The organism is Nocardia sp. NPDC051981 (genome assembly GCF_040680715.1).
Classification (GTDB): domain Bacteria; phylum Actinomycetota; class Actinomycetes; order Mycobacteriales; family Mycobacteriaceae; genus Nocardia.
Genome location: NZ_JBFAXK010000023.1, coordinates 47,430 through 66,205, shown reverse-complemented (window position 1 = coordinate 66,205; position 18,776 = coordinate 47,430). Strand labels below are relative to the sequence as shown.

The following is an 18,776-nucleotide window of genomic DNA, read 5'->3' as shown; positions in this document are numbered from 1 at the left end:
ACCACTCACGCGCCGGCCCCCGTCTCCAGGTCGCGGTTCAGGTCGCGGAACGCGGTGTAGTTGGCCAGCACCTCGACCCGTCCCGGCGGGCAGGAGGCGATGGCGTCGAGCGGATCAGCGACGGTGATGTGCTCGACCCCCGCGTAGGTGAGCCGGACCGCGAGATCGGTGGCGCGCTCGCCGGCGGCCACCACCTGGGTGCCCTCGAAGTGCTCGAAGCGGACGTCCCACAGCCAGGACAGGTCCTCGCCGTCGGGCACCTGGCCGTTGACCGCGATCACCAGACCCGTTGCGGCCGGATCGATCATGGACAGCGCCTCCTGCCAGCCGGCCGGATTCTTGGCCAGCAGCATGCGGGTGCGGCGGCCGTCGACCTCGACCGTCCGATAGCGGCCCGCGATCTCGCGCACGGTGCCCGCGGCGGCCGCGGCCGCGGCCGGATCCGCGCCCAGCGCCACCGCGGCGGCCACCGCCTGCGCGGCGTTGCCGCGATTGGCGCGCCCCGGAAGGGCAAGGGCGAGTGGGATTTCCAGGCCGTCCGGCCCGGACAGCGTGTGCTCGCCGACCCGCCACTGCGGCACGGGCCGCTGGAAGTCCGCGCCCGTGCTGTACCAGTGCTCGCCCTCCCACACGATGGGCTCGCCGCTGCGCGGGCAGCTGGTGGCGTCCACCGACCAGCCGCTGCCGGCCGACACCCACACCACGTTCGGGTGGTCGTAGGCGATGGAGGTGACCAGCACGTCGTCGCAGTTGGCGATGAGCACGGCCGCGGGATGCCGCGCCATGCCCTCGCGCAGGCGGCGCTCGATCATATTGATCTCGCCGACCCGGTCCAGCTGGTCCCGGGAGAGGTTCAGCAGCACCACCACCGACGGGTTCAGCGCGTCGGCGACATGCGGCAGATGCAGTTCGTCCACCTCGATGGCGGCCAGCGGCGCGCTGCGGTGCGCGGTGAGCGCGGCCACGATCCCGGCGTCCATGTTCGCGCCGTCGGCCTGGGTGGCGACACTGCTGAGTCCGCGGCGATCCGCGCCGCCGAGGGTCTGCAGCGCCGCGGCGGTCATGCGGGTGGTGGTGGACTTGCCATTGGTACCGGTCACCAGCACGGTGCGCTTGCCGCGACCCAGCTGGGTCATGAGGGAGGGATCGATCTTCAGCGCGATCAGCCCGCCGATCATCGAGCCGTTGCCGCGCCCGGCCCGCCGCGAGGCCCACGACGCCACCGTCGCCGCCCGCAGCGCCAGCTGTCCGCGCATCGAGATGTCTGCCACGACGCGAGTTTATGGGGATGGCGGGCGGAACGTGCAGGCGGCATCGGGGCCCACGGCGTGATACGCGCCGCACTCAGCCGTTGTAGAGCATCTTTCGATAGCCCTCGCCCGTGTAGTACGCCTCGAGCTGCTCGACGGTCTCGGGGGTGGCCGGCTGCACATCCTTCACCAGGCGCGCGACGCTGGGTATCGTGTCCTCGGGCCACTGTTCCGGCTGCCACAGCGCGCTGCGCATGAACGCCTTGGAGCAGTGGAAGAAGATCTGCTCGATGGCGACCTCGATGGCCAGGATCGGGCGATGACCCTTGACCACCATGTCGTCGAAATAGGGTGCGTCACGGACCAGCCGGGCGCGGCCGTTGATCCGCAGGGTGTCGCCGCGGCCCGGAATCAGGAACAGCACGCCGACATGCGGATTGCTCAGGATATTGAGGTAGCCGTCCGCACGGCGATTGCCGGGCCGCTCGGGAATGGCGATCGTCTTGTCGTCGAGCACCCGCACGAATCCCGCCGGATCGCCCTTCGGCGAGGCGTCGCAGTTGCCGTCGGCATCGCTGGTGGCCAGCACTACGAACGGTGAGCGGGCGATCCATTCCCGATCCCAGTGATGCAGGGAGTACCGGTCCTTGTTCCGCGGCCGCGGCGCGACCTCCCCCAGCAGTTCACGCAGTTCGACCGGGTCCGTGATCTCGCTCATGCCCCCGATTCAACGCGCGGTACGGGCCTCACACCAGCCTTTTTCGCCGGTGTGAGGAAGCGCCCTAGGCGTCGAACATGTTCGGCTGTCCCGCCGCGTACCGCTGAATGTCCAGCTGCCGGAACGGCTCCAGCACCTCCGTGCGGTAGAGCGTGAACAGCTTGCAGCGCGGGGCATCCGAACCCGCCACCTCCAGCAGCTTGTTCACCGCGCCGCGGGCCGCCTCGCACGCGCCCTCCATGGTGGCCAGGTCCACATTGGTGCGCACGTAATCGCCTGCCAGATACAGGTTCTGGAGCGAGTCGGAATGCGATTCCGGGCGCAGCGCCCAGGAGCCCGCCGTATTGATCAAGAGCGGATCGGCATTGGTGTTGCGCTGCTGCGCGGCGTCCCACGCGATGCCGGTGTCGAGGAACCAGGAGTGCAGATCCTCGTCGCGCAGCAGGTCGCCGCGATCGTTGAGGTGTGCCTTCAGCTGCGCCCACACCTCACGCGCGATCTCGTCATGGGTGCACTCCTTGGCCGTCTTGCCGTAGAGCATGCCGGGGGTGTTCCAGTCGGAGATGTCGACCGACAGGCAGTCCCGCACGGTGCCGTCGCCCATGCCGGTGACCGGGGTGCGGTTCCAGAACTGGCCCTGCGCAATGGAGGTCAGCGACCACGGGGAGTCGACGTAGGCGGTGTGCCCGCGCGCGATATCGGTGGGGCGGCGGAGGAAGAACTGGATGCCGGTCATCCAGTCCACCGTCAGCTGGCTCATGCCCGCCAATTCCGGTCGCAGCGACAGGATTTCGGGCGTCCACAGGGTGCGGGCCACCTCCACGGGCAGTGCGCTCACGAAATGGTCGGCGGTGACCGTCTGGGCCGCGCCCGACGAATCCACCACGCGCGCACCGGAAATGCGCGCACCCTCCAGATCCAGACCCCGGACCTCGGCGTTGACGAAGGTGACGCCGAGATCCCGGAGGCGGTTCGCCCAGGGATCGATCCATGCCTCGTTGGTGGCCCCGTTCAACAGCCGGTCCAGCGCGCCGTCATTGCCGACCTCGAGCGGATTGCCCAGGAACTGCTCGCCCATGGTGCCGATGGTGAGGGTGCTGGCCTTGTCCTCCCGCGCGGCCACCAGCAGCGTGGTGAGCGTGCGCGAGAGCAGCATGCGGAATTCGTTGGAGCGCCTGCCCGCGCCCACGAAATCCCGCCAGGCCATGTTGTCCCACTGCCCGTAGCGGCGGGCATCGCAGCTGGTGCTGAAGACCAGCAGGCGGCTCGCGAAATAGAGGGCATCGCTGGTGCCCATGTTCGTGGAGGTCGTAATGGCCGACCCGACGGTCTCGCGGAAGTCGTCCGGACTCGACCAGGGCTTGCCGAACTTGCCCATCGGAATGATGGTGTCGTCCGCGTCCTTGCGCGAGAAACGCGCCTCCGGGGCGGCGATCAGGTTGTCCCACACACCATTGGCGTTACCCGCGAACGGAATTCGCCGCATGGTGTCGGGCAGGTGGCGGTAGAAGCCGGGGAAGAACCGGAATCCGTGCTCACCCCACAGCTCCGGCCGCCCGTCCTTGCCACTGCCCGGGACCGCGATGCTGCGCGCCTTGCCGCCCAGGGCCCGCCGCTCGTAGACGGTCACCTCGAAGCCGCGTTCGGCCAGTTCGTGTGCCGCGGTCAGACCCGCGACCCCACCGCCCAGCACCGCGACCCGCCGTCCGGTCTCGGCCCGGGCGGCGGTCGGGCGGGCGGCCCCCGCCGCCACCGCTCCCGCCATTGCCCCGGCTGCGACCGCTCCACGCAGCACTGATCGCCGCGTGACGGACAAACGTTGTCCTGCCATACCCGTTACCTCCCACGCCTGGTCCGCATCCTATGGAGCTGTCGCAGACAGATGGTCGGTTGGGGTGGAAAATTTCATCCCGAAAACCCGGAAGATGGGCGAACTACAGCAAATCGGACTGCTCAGCTAGGCCTGGACGAGATTCTGGTCCAGTTCTGACCGGCGTGTCGGCTCGGCGGGTCGGATGGGTCCGGGCGTGTCGAGCGCGGCCTCCGGCACCTGGACGCGGCGGCCCGCCGAAGTGGCCGTGAAGGCGCCGGCGATCACGATGACGGCCCCGATCAGGGACAATGCGGACGGAGCCTCGTGCAGGAACGCCCAGGAGGCGGCGATTCCCACCACCGGCACGGCCAGCGACAGCGGCGCCACCGTGCCCGCCGGATAACGGCTCATCAGATAGGTCCACAGCCCCGATCCGGCGATCGTCCCCAGCGCGACGATGTAGGCCAGGGCCGCGAAGGCGGGCCAACCGGTCGCCGAGAAAGAGCCGATCAGGTCGTTCCAGCCGGTGGCCGGGCCCTCGGTGAGCGCGGACAGCACGAACATGGGGATCGGCGGCACCACGGCCATCCACAGCGTCAGGTGCAGCGGGTTCACCCGCTCGGACGAGGCCGCGGCCAGCCGGGATCCGATATTGCCGAAGGCCCAGCCCAATCCGCCCAGCAGGGTCAGCACCAGCGGCAGCAGCGCCGCGTGGTGCGAACGGTCCCACCCGATCACCGCCATACCCGCCATGGCCACCGCGATCCCCGCCAGCTGAATGCCGCGCAGCCGTTCCCGCAGGAACACCGCGCCCAGCAGCACCGTGAACGGCGCGGACGACTGCAGCACCAGCGAGGACAGGCCCGTCGGCATCCCCGCCCGCATGGCGGTGAACAGAAACGCGAATTGCAGAATCCCGAACCCGATCCCGTACAGCAGCAACCACTTCCACGGCACCCTGGGCCGCGGCACGAACAGCAGCACCGGAATCGCGATCACGGCGAACCGCAGCCCCGCGAAGAAGAACGGCGGGAAATGCTCCAGCCCCACGTGAATGGCCAGGAAGTTCAACCCCCACAGCACCACGACGGTGAGCCCGAGCAGTCGATCGCGATTGGTCATGCCGAAAATCTTGCTGACGCTAATAAATAAGAACAATCGAATAATTCTGCATCAATAATGTAGTACTACTTAACCATGCCCCAGCCCGACCCACCCCGCTCCGTCCCACCCCCACGCCGCATCCTCCGCGACACCCGCGCCGACGCCGCCCAGGAAGCCCCACCTGCCGCACGCTCCGACGGGCCGCTCATGTCACTCGAAAGACTGCGGGTGCTACGAGAATTGGCCGATCGCGGGACGGTTGCCGCGGTGGCGGAGGCGTTGTCGATGACGCCGTCGGCGGTGTCGCAGCAGTTGAAGGTGCTGGCGCGGGAGGCGGGGGTGGCGCTGCTGGAGCCGGATGGGCGGCGGGTGCGGCTGACCGATGCGGGGCGGGCGCTGGTGGTGCGGGCCGATGAGGTGCTCGAGGCCATGGAACGAGCGGTCAGCGAGATGGCGGAGTATCGGGGGTCGCCGCGCGGGCGGGTGCGGGTGGCCTTGTTCCCGTCGGGGGCGGCGCTGCTGCTGCCGCATGTGCTGGCCGAGCTGGCGGACAGCGGGGTGGAGATGGTGGCGCGCGACGAGGACGTGCCGCCCAGTGAGGTGCCGCGTTTGCTGGCCGATTACGACGTGGTGCTGACCCACCGCGACGAGCGGGCGCCCTCGCTCGGCGGGCCGCGGGTGTCCTCGCGGGTGCTCATGCGCGAGCCGATCGACGTGGTGGTCGCGCCCGATCACCGGCTGGCCCGGCAGGGCGCGGTGGTTCCGGCGGAGCTGTCCGACGAGACCTGGATCAGCGTCCGCACCGGCTTCCCGGTCGACGACGTGCTCCGCTCGATCGCGACCGTCACCGGCGTGCAGCCGCGAATCGCGCAGCGACTCAACGAGTTCAGCGTCATCGAGGCGCTGGTGGCCACCGGCTACGGCGTCGCCCTCATGCCCCGCCACGCGGTCCGTCACCCCGACCTGGTCATGCTCCGCCTGGCCGGCGTCCGCGCCGCCCGCGTCTACGATCTGGCCACCCGCCCGCATGCCGACAAGCGCCCGGCCGTCGCCATGGTCATCGCCGCGTTCCAGACCGCGGCCCGCCGCGCCACCGGGACCGAATAGCCCGGCCACACCGCGCGACCGGGAATCGGAAATCAGCGGTTGACTTGGAGCGCACTCCAGGTCCTACGTTTGCGGCATGAGCATTCGACTCGGGTATCAGATGCCGAACTTCAGCTACGGGGTCGCGCCGCGGGACCTGTTCCCAGCCGTGGTGGCGCAGGCACGGGAGGCCGAGGCGGCCGGCTTCGACGCGGCCTTCGTCATGGACCACTTCTACCAGTTGCCGCTGCTCGGCGCGCCCGAGGAGCCCATGCTGGAGGCGTACAGCGCGCTGTCGGGCCTGGCCGCCTCGACCGAGCGAATCCAGTTGTCCGCCTTGGTGACCGGCAACACCTACCGTAATCCGGCGCTCACCGCCAAGACCGTCACCACCCTGGACGTGGTGAGCCGCGGCCGGGCCGTGCTGGGCATCGGCGCGGGCTGGTTCGAGCTCGAGCACCAGGCCTACGGCTTCGACTTCGGCACCTTCACCGAGCGGTTCGAGAAGCTCGAGGAGGCCCTCGAGATCATCACCCCGATGCTGCGCGGGCAGCACTCCACCTTCGACGGCAAGTGGTACCGCACGAACAACGCCATGAACGAGCCGCGCGTGCGCGACGACCTGCCGATCCTGCTCGGCGGCGGCGGCGAGAAGAAGACCTTCGGCCTGGCCGCCCGCTTCGCCGACCACCTCAACATCATCTGCAATGCCTCGGAGATCCCGCGCAAGCTCGAGGCCCTGCACGCGCGCCTGGACGAGGCGGGCCGCGACCCGAAGACCCTCGAGACCAGCTTCCTGGCGTTCGTCATCGTGGACGAGGACGGCGACCGCGCCCGCAAGACCCAGGCCGAGATGCTGGCCCGCATCGGCATCACCGATCTGGGCGCGCTGCCGAACGAAGCCCTGCGCAACACCCCGGCGGACCGCCAGTTCGTCGGCACCCCGGATCAGGTCGCCGAGCAGATCCAGTCCCGGGTGCTCGACCAGGGCATCGACGGCATCATCGTGAACATGGTCACCAACGGTCACGAGGCCGGCGCGGTCGAACTCGCCGGTCGCGCCCTGGCTCCGCTGGTCCGGGGCTGACCCGCTCCCCTTTCGGAGGCCGACTCATAGGAAATGCCCGCGGTTCCGTTGAACCGCGGGCATTTCGTCGTTCGATACCGGATCAGCCCTGCGGCCGGAAACCGTCGCCGGGCGGCGGATAGCCGCCGTCACCCTGCGGCGGGTAACCGCCGCTCTGCTGCGGCGCGAATCCACCCTGCGGGGGCTGCTGCTGGAAGCCGCCCTGCGGCGGGAAGCCTTGCTGCGCAGCCTGATAGCCGAAATCGTCGGCCACCATGGCGGCCAGTTCCAGCAGGGCCCGCCGTGTCGGCTTGCCGACCAGTTCCAGGTCGATCTCCGCGCCCTCGGCCAGGTGGTCGTCGAACGGGACGACCTGCACCGCGCGGGTGCGGTCCAGGAAGAGCTTGCGCAGCTGGTCCAGGTCCACCGTGGAGGAACCCTTCCGAGAGGCGTTGACCACCACCACGGTTCGCTCCACCAGCTTGTGGTAGCCGTGGTGGTCGAGCCAGTCCAGGGTGGCCGAGGCACTGCGCGCGCCGTCGATGGCCGGGGAGGTCACCAGCACCAGCGAGCTGGCCATATCCAGCACGCCGGACATGGCCGAATGCATCAGACCGGTGCCACAGTCGGTGAGGATGATGTTGTAGAACTGCTGCAGGATGCCGATGGCCTTGCGGTAGTCCGCCTCGGAGAACGCCTCCGACACCGCCGGATCCTGTTCACTGGCAAGCACTTCCAGTCGGCTCGGCGCCTGCGAGGTGTGGGCGCGCACATCCGAATACCGCGAGATGTGCCCGTCCTCCAACAGGTTTCGCACCGTGGAGCGGGTCTGCCGGGGCACGCGGTGCGCCAGCGTTCCGAGGTCCGGGTTGGCGTCGATGGCGATCACCCGGTCACCGCGCAGCGAGGCGAAGGTGGAGCCCAGACCGACCGTGGTGGTGGTCTTTCCGACGCCGCCCTTGAGCGACAGGATCGCGATCCGGTAGTCCCCGCGGACCGGCTGGTTCACCCGGTCCACCAGCTGCCGGTACACCACGTCCGCGGCCGACTCGCCCGGGTTGATGGCACCGCCGGACGCCTTGTGCACGGCCCGCCGCCACCCGCTGCGCGGCGCCCGCTTGGCCCGCTTCAACAGGTTCAGATCATTGACCGAATGCCCCGGAGGCATCGGCTGCTGCCCGAACTGCTGCCCGAAACCACCCTGCGGCTGCGGAAAACCCTGCTGCGGCTGCGGATTCCAGCCGGGCTGGAAACCCACCTGGGGCTGCGGCTGGGATAGCTGGGTCTGCGGCGGCGCGGCCGGGGGCGGCGACCAGCTGTAGATCGGCCCGCCCGGTTGATCATTGGACGGCGCGAACTGCCCCGGCTGGCCCGGACCACCGAAATGTCCCGGCTCCCCGGGCTTCTCACCGCCACCCGGCACGCCCGGCGGCTCGGGGAACACCCGGCGCACCATGCCGTCGCTGCCGATCTCCTGCCGGATCTCGCCGTAGGGCGTCTGATCGCGCACCTCGCCCAGCGGTGCGCCCGGCGGCGGAAACCCGCCCGGCACACTGGGATTCGGCGGCGGCGCGAACTGCCCGGCATCCGGCGGCGGGAACGCGCCGGCGGGCGGGAAGCCCGGCTGGCCGTACGGCCCGGGACCGCCCGGCGCGAACGGATTGTGGCCATCGCCCGCGAACTGATTGTGGCCGTCCGGCCCACCGTAGGGCCCAGGGAAGGAACCGTTGGGCGGTGCGAAGGGGTTGGGCCCCGCACCCGGGTGCGGCAGGGCCTGGTCGATCGAATCCGGCACCGGCGGGAAGAATCCGGCCACCTGCTCCTCGGAATCGCTCGCCGCGCCGTTGTTCTCGGCCGGTCCGTCGGCCTGCACCGCGTCCTGCTCGGCCTCGACATCGGCCACCTCGACGGCGTCGTCGGTAACCCCCTTGCCCTGCACAGGCTTCGAGGTCGAATTCTGATCTTTCGTGGTCACGTGTCCCCCATCTGCTCGACGGCTCGAACAGAGAGCTCGGCGCTAATGCGTCCCAACGCTAGCATTGTTGACCCGCCCGGATGCGGCGAGGCAGAGCCGCCTCCCCGCAGCTTCGGCGCACGGCCGAGTGCCGTTATCACTCCTACATGCGTGCCTGCGTCGGGTGCCGAACCCATTCTGGAGGTACCCGGTGAGTGACGCCGTGCCGCCTCCCCGAGACTCCAGCGCCCGGCCGGGAGCCGTCACAACTTGTGCACGCGTGCCCGCGCTTGGTGCCGAACCGATTCCGGACGTACCCGGCGAGTTACCCCGATCCTCACGAAATCAGTCGTTACGTTCGCGAGGATCGGGGGGACGCCTCAGGCCCTACGGGCAGCGCGGTTGACCGCGGAGACGACCGCGCGCAGCGAGGCGGTGGTGATGGAGGTGGCGATGCCGACACCCCAGGTGACCTGATCGCCGATGGCGCATTCGACGTAGGCGGCGGCCTGGGCGTCGTCGCCGGAGGACATGGCGTGCTCGCTGTAGTCCAGCACGCGCACGTCGTAGTCGATGGTGGCCAGCGCGTCGACGAACGCGGCCAGCGGGCCGTTGCCCTCACCGGAGACGGCGTGCTCGACGCCGTCCACCTTGACCACGGCCTCGATGTGGTCGACGCCGCCGTCCGTCTCGGCGGCGGTGACCTTCTGGCGCATGCGTTCCAGCGGCAGGATCGGGGTCAGGTACTCCTCGGAGAAGACGTCCCACATCTCCTTCGGGGTGACCTCGCCGCCCTCGCCGTCGGTGATCTTCTGCACGGCCTGCGAGAACTCGATCTGCAGCCGGCGCGGCAGCACCAGCCCGTGATCGGTCTTCATGATGTAGGCCACGCCACCCTTGCCGGACTGCGAGTTCACCCGGATCACGGCCTCGTAGGTGCGGCCGACGTCCTTCGGGTCGATGGGCAGGTACGGGACCTCCCACACGATGTCGTCCACGTCGGCGCCCTGCGCGTCGGCGGCGGCCTTCATAGCGTCCAGGCCCTTGTTGATGGCGTCCTGGTGCGAGCCGGAGAAGGCTGTGTAGACCAGGTCGCCGCCGTACGGGTGACGCTCGGCGACCGGCAGCTGGTTGCAGTACTCGACCGTGCGGCGGATCTCGTCGATGTTGGAGAAGTCGATCTGCGGGTCGACGCCGCGCGAGAACATGTTCATGCCCAGCGTCACCAGGCAGACATTGCCGGTGCGCTCGCCATTGCCGAACAGGCAGCCCTCGATGCGGTCGGCGCCGGCCTGGTAACCCAGTTCCGCGGCGGCCACGGCGGTGCCGCGGTCGTTGTGCGGGTGCAGCGACAGCACGATGGAGTCGCGGCGGGCCAGGTTGCGGTGCATCCACTCGATGGAGTCGGCGTAGACGTTGGGCGTCGCCATCTCCACGGTCGCGGGCAGGTTGATGATCAGCGGCTTCTGCGGGGTCGGCGCGATGATCTCGGAGACCGCGTCGCACACCTCGCGGGCGTAGTCCAACTCGGTGCCGGTGTAGGACTCCGGGCTGTACTCGTAGCGCCAGTTGGTGTCCGGGTAGCGCTTCTCGACCTCCAGGCACAGCTTCGCGGCGTCGGTGGCGATCTTCTTGACGGCGTCGCGGTCGGCACGGAAGACCACGCGGCGCTGCAGGATCGAGGTCGAGTTGTAGAAGTGCACGATCACATTGGTGGCGCCGGCGCAGGCCTCGAAGGTGCGCTCGATCAGCTCGGGCCGAGACTGGGTCAGCACCTGGATGGTGACGTCGGCCGGAATCGCGCCGTCCTCGATGATCTCGCGGACGAAGTCGAAGTCGGTCTGCGAGGCGGACGGGAAGCCGACCTCGATCTCCTTGTAGCCCATGCGCACCAGCAGGTCGAACATTCGACGCTTGCGGGCGGGGCTCATCGGGTCGATCAGCGCCTGGTTGCCGTCGCGCAGGTCCACGGCACACCAGCCGGGCGCGCGGTCGATGATCTTGTCCGGCCAGGTGCGGTCGGGCAGGGTGACCGGCTCGACCTCCTCGGCGAAGGGCCGATACCGGAAGACCGGCATGGAGGAGTTCTTCTGTGTGTTCCAGGCCGGCTGGTCGGCGGGCGCGGGCTTGGACGGCGCGGTGATGGACCGGGTGCCGGATACGAAAGCGTCAGCGGCTGACATGGCGATTTATCTCCGAGGGTGTGGCTGGATCCCAGGTATGGGGTAGACCGGCACGGCAGATCCCCGCGACGGGAGCCGGTCCGAATCAGACCCCGTCGCGGCGGCCGAGGAGAAGTGCCCGCTGCATGATGGCGACGAGTTTACAGGGGCGCAATAGATGCCCGGAAGCAGGGGAGGCGGGCGCCGCAGCCCGGGCGTGTCACTCATCGGCGCCGATCGGTGCCACATCGACTGACACGGTGATGGTCGACTCCTTGGCATCGGTATAGATGATGCCGCGCAGGGGCGGCACGTCGGCGTAGTCGCGACCCCAGGCGACGGTGATGTAGCGGTCGTCGGCGAACTGGTCGTTGGTGGGGTCGAAGCCGATCCAGTGCCCGGCGGCGCCCGGGAGCCAGACCGCGGCCCAGGCGTGGGTGGCGTCCGCGCCGACCATGCGTTCCTTGCCGGGGGGCGGATCGGTGGACAGGTAGCCCGAGACATAGCGGGCGGCCAGGCCCTGGGAGCGCAGGCAGGCGATGCCGAGGCGGGCGAAGTCCTGGCAGACGCCGTGACGGGCGGCGAAGACGTCGGCGACGCTGGTGCTGACGGTGGTGGAGCCGGATTCGTAGGCGAAGTCGGTGTGGATGCGCGTGGTCAGTTCCCGCACCGCGTCCAGCAGCGGGCGGCCCGCCGGGAAGGATTCGGCGGCATAGGCGGCGACCTCGGGGATGATCTCGGGCGGGGTCAGGTCGAGGGTGAATTCCACGGCGAGCGGGCCGTTCTCGGCGGTCGGGCGGGCCTGCTCCCAGGCCGGCTGCGTGGCCGGGGCGGCGGGCGCGCCGACTTCGACGAGGGATTCGCCGGTCACCTCCAGGCGGCGGTGTTCGGCGGTGACGTGGAAGTAGAGGGTGGTGTTGTCGTACACGTCGGTGCCGACCGATCGGTCCGACGGGAGGGGATCGACGCGAATGTCGTGGGACAGCAACCGCTGTCCCGGAAACTCGCGCGGCGTCAGGTAGGCGCGGCCGTAGGAGCTGCTGACCACGTCCGAGTACAGGTAGATGGTGCGATGCAGCACCCGGTAGCGGCGCATCAGCCCACCACCCGGGCGGAGCCCCACAGCGGCTTGATCTCGCGCGGCACCGACAGCCGGCTCGCCTCGAAGGATTCGGAGAGTTTGCGCAGCCGCAGGTGGACGCCGTCGAGCAGCTCGGCCAGTTCGGTACGGCGGCCGTCGGCGACGGTCTCCAGCTCGGCCGGGTCGACGCGGCGCAGCATGCGCTGGGCATCGGCCAGGAGTCGTTGCGGGCGTGAGGATCCGGAGGCCCCGGGCAGCGCCGGGAAGTCGGCCTCGAGGCGTTCCAGCTGGTAGGCCAGCGAGCGCGGGTTGTGCCCGTCGAACAGCAGCAGTCCGGCGACGGCGGCGATGCGGACCGAATCACCGTGGCGGCGGCGGTAACTCACCGCGGACACGGTAGCCTGCAGGACCGCGTCGGTCACCACCCGGCCGACCTCCGGCGGGTAGGCGTCGGTGAGGGCGGCGGTCAGCAGGGCCGACAGCGCCAGCGCGCGCTCAATGCGGCGCCCGATGTCCATGACGTGCCACCCCGTGTCCCGCACGGTCGATTCCGCGTCGATGCCGGTCAGCGACAGCAGGGCGGACAGGGCGCGGGAGTGCACGGCCGACAGCGCCGCGCCACGGTCGCCGCGGACGGCCCGGTACTCCGACAGGGCGCGATCGATGGAGCCGAGCACCATCCAGGTGTCGGGTGAGAGCTGATCACGCACGGCGCGTGCGGCTTTCGCGTAGCGCTCCACGGAGAACGCCACCGAGCCGGGAACCTCGCGGTCGACGGTGAGGGAGACCAGATAGTCGTGGTCCCGGCGGGACGCGCCGGGCAGCGCGATCGGGACGGTCGGCTCGTCGGAGTACTCGCGACGCCGCGGCGGCTGGGATCCGGATCGGGTCCGCGCAGCGGACTGCACCTCCGGTTGGCGGCGCCTGCGCCGGCGCTCCGGCGAATCAGTTTGCACAGCAGTCGGTTTCGGCACGGCAGGCAGCTTCGGCTCGGCCGGGGTCGTGCCGGTCATGCGAGCGAGGGCGGCCATCAGGATGGGCATCGCCGCGGCGCCCTCCAGCCACGGCCGGTAGCGGTAGTCCTGGTGGCGTTCGTGGACGGCACTGAGCAGGCGCACGGTGACCTCGGCGCGCTCGCCGTAGCGGCCCAGCCAGAACAGGTCGTTGAGCACGCGCGGCGAGCTGACCACGTCCATCGGGGCGACCGCGACGACCCAGCGCTCGCGCTCCCCGGGCACCTCGGCGGTGGCTGCGGGCACGGCCGGGACGGCGATGGGCGCGGCGCGCACCCAGACGTCCTTGGCGGCGGCCTCCCCCACCATGCCCCCGGGTCCGCCGTGCTGATGCAGCTGCCCCAATCCGCCCGGCATGATGCGGTATCCGACGCGTCCGGCCAGGGAGAACAGGCGGACGGCGACGGGGGCGGCGGTGAGTCCGCCGGAGCCGTCGACCGCGGGGGCGACCGAGAAGCGGGCCGGTTCCTGGCCGACCCACTTCCAGCCCTCGGTCTCGATGCGGGCCCGCCACTGCGCGCGCTGCACGGCGGTGAGGAGGGGCCCGAAGATCGTGGTGCCGTCCACGGTGGAGCGCAGGATCAGGCGGTGCAGGTTGGCCGTCAGGTGGGAGCGTTCGGAATCGTCTCCGCCCCAATAGGATTCGATACCGGGCAGGGTGAGTTCCTCGTCGAGCAGCCGCCGTGACAGGCGGGGCAGGAACGCGGCCAGCGCCGGATTCTCCAGTAGTCCGCTGCCCAGGGTGTTGACCACGGTGACCGCGCCGCGCCGCAGCACCTCCACCACGCCCAGGCGCGAATCCGGCCGCAGGTCCAGGGGATCGGAGAACTCGGCGTCCACGCGGCGCAGCACCACGTCGACGCGTTCGAGCGTGCCCAGCGAGCGCATCCACAGCCGGCCGTCGCGCACCACCAGGTCGGCGCTCTCCACCAGTGGGAAACCCAGCACGGAGGCCAGATACGCCTGATCGAAGGCGGTTTCGGAGTGCACGCCCGGGCTCAGCACCACGACCACCGGGTCCTCGTCGGCGCCCCGCGGCGCGGCCTCGATGAGCATCAGCCGCATGGCCCGCACGAACGGGGTGAGCGGACGCGGGCCGGCGAGCTCGAAGGCCTCGGGAATCGCGGCGGACACCACGCGGCGGTCGGCCAGTGCGTAGCCCGCGCCGGAAGGGGCCTGCGCCCAGTCGGCGAGCACCCGGAAGCCGCCGTCGCTCCAGCGGCTGACATCGCAGGCGTGCAGGAACAGCTGATGCCGCCCCGGCAGTGAAATACCGTGCGCGGCACGGACATAGCCGCGGTGCGCGAAGACCACCCGCGGCGGCAGCAGCCCCTCGGTGAGGGTGCGGCGCGCGCCGTACACGTCGGTGAGCACCGCATCGAGCAGCCGGGAACGTTGCACCACACCGGATTCCAGCGCCGCCCACTCGGTGTCGGAGAGCAGCAGCGGAATCGGGTCCAGCCGCCACGGCGAGGGCGTCGCGGCCCCCTCGGAGCCGGTCAGTTCGGTGTAGGTGATGCCGTCGTCCTCGATCAGCCGCCGGACCCGGCCGTCGATGCGGTGCAGTCCGGCCCGGCCCTGGTCCAGGAAGTCGGCGGACAGGTCGGCCCACAGGCCGCGCAGGCAGCCGTCGTGATCGACGAGTTCGTCGTAGCAGCCGCCAGTGGCCAGGCCGCAGGCGTCGCGGGCGCCGGTATCGGCCGCGGCGGCACGGTAATTCGCGAACTCCTCGCCGGGTGGCACTGCGTCGAGCACTGTCACCACTACCACATCCCCGGGTACGCCTATCGATCGCCGACGACGCCTCACACGGTCCGCGCCCGGCGCAGATCGAGTATTCCGGGCGCACCGACGTCTGTTGCCTGTATGGCCATTTTGGCACGCGAATCCGCGATATCGACCGGGCCCGGGGTGTGCCCGGAGGATTCGAATCGCCGATTGCGCCGGGATTGCGCCACCACCGAATAGGCGGGCCGCACCTGACCGTCCGGCAGTCCCAGGCCCCGTACGATGTGGGCGATCACCGCTCGCGCGGCCCGGCGCTGTCCGGCGACTGCACGCCCGGCTCCATCCGGACGGTGTAGGCGACATCATGGCGCAGCGCCTGATTCACCGCTGTCAGGAAGTCGATGGTGCGCGGCCGATCCGCCGGCGTGTGGCGGCGCACCCAGTCCCGTACCGAAGCGCCGGGGCCGGAACCGGATTCGCCCTCGTCCACCGGCCGCAGATAGGGCTCGAGGTCGGCGGACAACTGCGGCGAATAACCGAACGGGAAATGCTCGGCGTGCTCCTCGACGAAGAAATCGAAGGGATTGATGGCGTCCATATCGGCGATCAGCCCGACCACGATGGACAGTTCCGGCGTGGGCTCGTGGAAGATCAAGCGCGCCAGGAAATTCCCGAACGCGTCCTGCTGCCAGTTCACCCAGTGGTTCCCGGGGCTCACCCGCATCGAGTACGCCTCGATGGCGGTGCGGGTGTGCGGGGCGGGTCGCAGACGGACCACGTGCGGATGGACGCGCACGGGATGGTCGAAGGAATAGGTGGTGCGGTGTTCGAGGGAAACCTTGATCCCCATCTGTCCAGTTCACCACGCGAAGGCCGGGACACGCGGGAGTTTTTCCGACAGCTAGCCTGGCCGGGTGAGCTACGACCTCGTTCTGCTGCCCTCCGGAGCCGCCGTGTCCCCCGCCGAGGTGGACACGTATCTGACCGCGCAGGACGGCAGACCGGCCGGTGACGCCGTCACCGAGATCGCGGCCGAGCTGGACGAGCGCAATGGCGAACTGCCCGAGGCGGACAGCTTCCTGGGCTCGCCCGCCGGCGACGGCGTGCTCGGCGACGCCCTGTTCGTCTCCACCCCCTACGACGCCATCGGCCATGTGCGCGGGCTGCTGTTCGAGCTGGGCACCCCGCACGATTACGCGCTGTGGGACCCGCAGCTGGCCTGGCTGGTGGATCCGGTCGAATCGGTCACGGCCGCCGTCACGCACGGCGGGGCGGGTGAATTCCCGTACCTGACACGGCAACTGGTGGAGCTGTGGATTCCGGAGCTGGGACAGCCCGGTCCGTATCTGATCGTGGAAACCGGAGATCAGATCTACATCCAGACCTATCGGCATCAGGACGGGCATTACGACCTGGAATACCGGGACGGGTCCGCCGACAAGCATTTCGCAGCCACCGCGAACGACCCGCGAATTGTGGCCGATCTCATCTGGGGCTGGGCCACCGGAGATCGTTCGGGATTCGCCGCGCTGGATTGGCAGCGTCTCACGTTCTGACCGTCGAATAACGGACCGATTTCAATTTCCACTTCCAACCCCCCGGAATGAAGGCTGCGCACGCGCAGGAAAGCTAGCATTTCGCTAATTGCACGCGGTGTTTCCGAGCTTGTACGCATTACTCACCGAGGCGAGGAGCGAAACATGAAGCTACGCCCGTCGAAGCTACGCCCATCCTTGAAGAACGGGACCTTGCGTAAGGGCTTGGCAGTCGTGGCCGGTTTGGCGGCTACTTTCGCTATCGCCGTGGCATTGCACGCCAGCGGGGCCGGAGCCGATATCCCCAGGAACGTTCAACACATTCCCTGCCCGCAGCCGGCGGCGCTTCCCGCGCCGCCGACCTGGACATAGCCCGATCCCGGTACGCCACTTACAGGGCGCGACGCCCGGAAAGGGCGCGGCCCAGGGTCAATTCGTCGGCGAATTCCAGATCACCGCCCATGGGCAGACCCGAGGCCAGGCGCGTCACGCTCAGTCCCGGGAAATCGCGCAGCATGCGGACCAGGTAGGTGGCCGTCGCCTCGCCCTCGGTATTCGGATCGGTGGCAATGATCACCTCGGTGACATCCACGCCGTCGTCCTGATTTCCGATGCGGGTCAGCAATTCCCGGATGCGCAACTGGTCCGGTCCGATACCCGACAGCGGGTCGAGCGCGCCGCCGAGCACGTGATAGCGCCCGCGGAATTCCCGGGTGCGCTCGATGGCCTGCACATCCTTGGGTTCCTCGACCACGCAGATCATGGTGCGGTCGCGGCGCGGATCGGCACAGATACGGCACAGTTCACCGTCGGAGACGGTGCCGCAGACCGCGCAGAACCGCACGCCGTCCCGCACCTTCTGCAGGGCCGCCTGCAGCCGGTCGATCTCCGGCGGCTCCACCGAGAGCAGATGAAACGCGATGCGCTGCGCGCTCTTCGGGCCGACGCCGGGCAGCTTGCCCAACTCGTCGATGAGATCCTGAACCGGACCCTCGTACACCTACCCAGCCCCGATCAGAGTCCGGGCAGCGCGCCGCCGCCGAGACCGCCGGCCAGCGGGCCCAGCCGCTCGGCGGCCAGGTTCTGCGCGGTCTCCATGGCGTCGTTGAGCGCGCCGATGATCAGATCCTGCAGCGTGTCCACATCCTCCGGATCGACCACCTTCGGGTCGATGGTCAGCGCCAGCACCTCGCCGGTGGCGCGGATCCGGGCGCGCACCAGGCCACCGCCCGCCTCGCCCTCGACCTCCGACTCCGCGATCTCCTGCTGCGCGGCCATGACGGCCTGCTGCATCTGCTGGGCCTGGGCCATCAACTGCTGGAAATCGAAACCTTCACCGGGCTGCACGGCGCGTCCTTCCTGGGGGATGGTGATCGCTCCCCAGCCTAGTCGGCGACGCGCGCCGCGCTGCTTGACTCTCCCCTCGCTGGAGGGTGTTCGCTTAGGGCATGACGGCAACGGTTCCGATCGGCGAGTTCTCCCGGCTCACCTACCTGACCATCAAGACGCTGCGGTACTACCACGAGATCGACCTGCTGGCCCCGGTCGCGATCGACCCGGGCTCCGGCTACCGGTTCTATTCGACCGAGCAGGTGGACCAGGCGCACCTGATCAAGCGGCTGCGCGAGCTGAACATGCCGTTGCCGGAGATCAAGGCGGTGATGGCCGCCCCCGATCAGGCGGCGCGGGACGCGGCCATCCGAGCGCATCTCGAGCGCATGGAGGCCGAGTTGGTGCGCACCCGCGACGTGGTGGCCTCGCTCCGGGCGCTGCTGCTGCCGTCGACCGGGATCAGCGTCGAATACCGTTCCGTCGCAAGCTATGCGGCGCTGGCCATGACGGCGGAGGTGGCGCGCGAGGACTGCGATGCGTGGTGTGAGCACAGCTACGGAACCATGTACGCGCAACTGGCCGCCGCGAACCTCGCACCCGCCGGACCGGGCGGCGCCACCTACGCGCCGGAGTTCTTCGAATACGACCGGGGCGAAGTCGTCACCTTCGTGCCCATCGACGAGCGGCACCGGGACCGCGTCGACGCCGGGACCGTCCTCGACCTGCCCGCCCGCCGGTTCGCCATCGCCGTCCACGCGGGCCCGTTCACCGAATTCGACCGCACCTATGGCGCGCTGGGCAGCCATGTGGCCGAGCACGACACCGCGCTCACCGAACCCGTGCGCGAGATCTACCTGGTCGGGCCCGGTGACGCCGAGCCCGCCGACTACCGCACCGAAGTCTGCTGGCCCATCGGCCGGCTCTGAAGAAGGAG

General features: G+C 69.6%; 15 protein-coding genes and 1 pseudogene. 4 read left to right on the top strand and 12 right to left on the bottom strand.

The window, feature by feature from the left end; genetic code table 11:
• Positions 1 to 5: 5 nt before the first annotated feature.
• From AB0L60_RS31540 to AB0L60_RS31525, 4 genes are all read right to left on the bottom strand, one after another.
• Positions 6 to 1,256, bottom strand: coding sequence for a MurT ligase domain-containing protein (locus tag AB0L60_RS31540; RefSeq protein ID WP_364621582.1), 1,251 nt, complete (start codon positions 1,254 to 1,256; stop codon positions 6 to 8).
• A gap of 88 nt (positions 1,257 to 1,344) precedes the next feature.
• Positions 1,345 to 1,968: a pyridoxamine 5'-phosphate oxidase family protein gene (locus tag AB0L60_RS31535; protein ID WP_364621366.1), complete on the bottom strand. Its 624-nt coding sequence runs from the start codon at positions 1,966 to 1,968 to the stop codon at positions 1,345 to 1,347.
• 64 nt (positions 1,969 to 2,032) lie between these two features.
• Positions 2,033 to 3,799 (bottom strand): FAD-dependent oxidoreductase, encoded by a 1,767-nt coding sequence (locus AB0L60_RS31530; RefSeq protein ID WP_364621364.1) that lies wholly within the window; start codon positions 3,797 to 3,799, stop codon positions 2,033 to 2,035.
• A 126-nt stretch (positions 3,800 to 3,925) separates the two neighbouring features.
• Entirely contained in the window at positions 3,926 to 4,903 is a 978-nt protein-coding gene (locus AB0L60_RS31525) for an EamA family transporter (RefSeq protein WP_364621362.1), read from the bottom strand.
• 189 nt (positions 4,904 to 5,092) lie between these two features.
• Between AB0L60_RS31525 and AB0L60_RS31520 the strand changes: the two genes are divergently transcribed.
• Both AB0L60_RS31520 and AB0L60_RS31515 read left to right on the top strand, forming a co-directional pair.
• Complete coding sequence (locus AB0L60_RS31520; RefSeq protein WP_364621580.1) at positions 5,093 to 5,992, top strand: LysR family transcriptional regulator; 900 nt, start codon at positions 5,093 to 5,095, stop codon at positions 5,990 to 5,992.
• Between the two features lie 76 nt (positions 5,993 to 6,068).
• Positions 6,069 to 7,058 (top strand): LLM class F420-dependent oxidoreductase, encoded by a 990-nt coding sequence (locus AB0L60_RS31515; RefSeq protein WP_364621359.1) that lies wholly within the window; start codon positions 6,069 to 6,071, stop codon positions 7,056 to 7,058.
• An 82-nt stretch (positions 7,059 to 7,140) separates the two neighbouring features.
• Here AB0L60_RS31515 and AB0L60_RS31510 read toward each other — a convergent pair whose 3' ends face one another.
• The 6 genes and pseudogenes from AB0L60_RS31510 to AB0L60_RS31485 all read right to left on the bottom strand — a co-directional run.
• On the bottom strand, positions 7,141 to 9,012 hold the full coding sequence (locus tag AB0L60_RS31510; RefSeq protein WP_364621356.1) for a MinD/ParA family protein: 1,872 nt from the start codon (positions 9,010 to 9,012) through the stop codon (positions 7,141 to 7,143).
• A 359-nt stretch (positions 9,013 to 9,371) separates the two neighbouring features.
• On the bottom strand, positions 9,372 to 11,174 hold the full coding sequence (leuA, locus tag AB0L60_RS31505) for a 2-isopropylmalate synthase (protein ID WP_364621353.1): 1,803 nt from the start codon (positions 11,172 to 11,174) through the stop codon (positions 9,372 to 9,374).
• A gap of 199 nt (positions 11,175 to 11,373) precedes the next feature.
• Positions 11,374 to 12,249: a transglutaminase family protein gene (locus tag AB0L60_RS31500; protein ID WP_364621350.1), complete on the bottom strand. Its 876-nt coding sequence runs from the start codon at positions 12,247 to 12,249 to the stop codon at positions 11,374 to 11,376.
• On the bottom strand, positions 12,249 to 14,918 hold the full coding sequence (locus AB0L60_RS31495) for a circularly permuted type 2 ATP-grasp protein (RefSeq protein WP_364621577.1): 2,670 nt from the start codon (positions 14,916 to 14,918) through the stop codon (positions 12,249 to 12,251). Before AB0L60_RS31495 ends, AB0L60_RS31500 begins: the two co-directional genes overlap by 1 nt.
• Positions 14,919 to 15,052: 134 nt before the next feature.
• Positions 15,053 to 15,271 (bottom strand): hypothetical protein, encoded by a 219-nt coding sequence (locus tag AB0L60_RS31490; RefSeq protein ID WP_364621348.1) that lies wholly within the window; start codon positions 15,269 to 15,271, stop codon positions 15,053 to 15,055.
• Between the two features lie 17 nt (positions 15,272 to 15,288).
• A pseudogene (locus AB0L60_RS31485) lies at positions 15,289 to 15,825 on the bottom strand (transglutaminase N-terminal domain-containing protein); the annotation flags it as partial.
• A gap of 64 nt (positions 15,826 to 15,889) precedes the next feature.
• On the opposite strand from AB0L60_RS31485, the gene AB0L60_RS31480 reads away from it, so the two are divergent.
• Positions 15,890 to 16,531, top strand: a complete 642-nt coding sequence (locus AB0L60_RS31480; RefSeq protein ID WP_364621345.1) for a hypothetical protein — start codon at positions 15,890 to 15,892, stop codon at positions 16,529 to 16,531.
• 370 nt (positions 16,532 to 16,901) lie between these two features.
• Here AB0L60_RS31480 and recR read toward each other — a convergent pair whose 3' ends face one another.
• Both recR and AB0L60_RS31470 read right to left on the bottom strand, forming a co-directional pair.
• Entirely contained in the window at positions 16,902 to 17,510 is a 609-nt protein-coding gene (gene recR, locus AB0L60_RS31475; RefSeq protein WP_033090831.1) for a recombination mediator RecR, read from the bottom strand.
• A 14-nt stretch (positions 17,511 to 17,524) separates the two neighbouring features.
• Positions 17,525 to 17,857: a YbaB/EbfC family nucleoid-associated protein gene (locus AB0L60_RS31470; protein WP_354838861.1), complete on the bottom strand. Its 333-nt coding sequence runs from the start codon at positions 17,855 to 17,857 to the stop codon at positions 17,525 to 17,527.
• Positions 17,858 to 17,958: 101 nt separating this feature from the next.
• Here AB0L60_RS31470 and AB0L60_RS31465 point away from each other — a divergent pair, with 101 nt between their 5' ends.
• Entirely contained in the window at positions 17,959 to 18,768 is an 810-nt protein-coding gene (locus AB0L60_RS31465; protein ID WP_364621339.1) for a MerR family transcriptional regulator, read from the top strand.
• Positions 18,769 to 18,776: the final 8 nt, after the last annotated feature.

Bases quoted from the DNA above. Each gene is read 5' to 3' on its own strand.
- AB0L60_RS31520 (WP_364621580.1), top strand. From the start codon at position 5,093: ATGTCACTCGAAAGACTGCGGGTGCTACGAGAATTGGCCGATCGCGGG.
- AB0L60_RS31535 (WP_364621366.1), bottom strand. From the start codon at position 1,968: ATGAGCGAGATCACGGACCCGGTCGAACTGCGTGAACTGCTGGGGGAG.
- AB0L60_RS31515 (WP_364621359.1), top strand. From the start codon at position 6,069: ATGAGCATTCGACTCGGGTATCAGATGCCGAACTTCAGCTACGGGGTC.
- AB0L60_RS31500 (WP_364621350.1), bottom strand. From the start codon at position 12,249: ATGCGCCGCTACCGGGTGCTGCATCGCACCATCTACCTGTACTCGGAC.
- AB0L60_RS31525 (WP_364621362.1), bottom strand. From the start codon at position 4,903: ATGACCAATCGCGATCGACTGCTCGGGCTCACCGTCGTGGTGCTGTGG.
- AB0L60_RS31530 (WP_364621364.1), bottom strand. From the start codon at position 3,799: ATGGCAGGACAACGTTTGTCCGTCACGCGGCGATCAGTGCTGCGTGGA.
- leuA (WP_364621353.1), bottom strand. From the start codon at position 11,174: ATGTCAGCCGCTGACGCTTTCGTATCCGGCACCCGGTCCATCACCGCG.
- AB0L60_RS31465 (WP_364621339.1), top strand. From the start codon at position 17,959: ATGACGGCAACGGTTCCGATCGGCGAGTTCTCCCGGCTCACCTACCTG.
- AB0L60_RS31540 (WP_364621582.1), bottom strand. From the start codon at position 1,256: ATGCGCGGACAGCTGGCGCTGCGGGCGGCGACGGTGGCGTCGTGGGCC.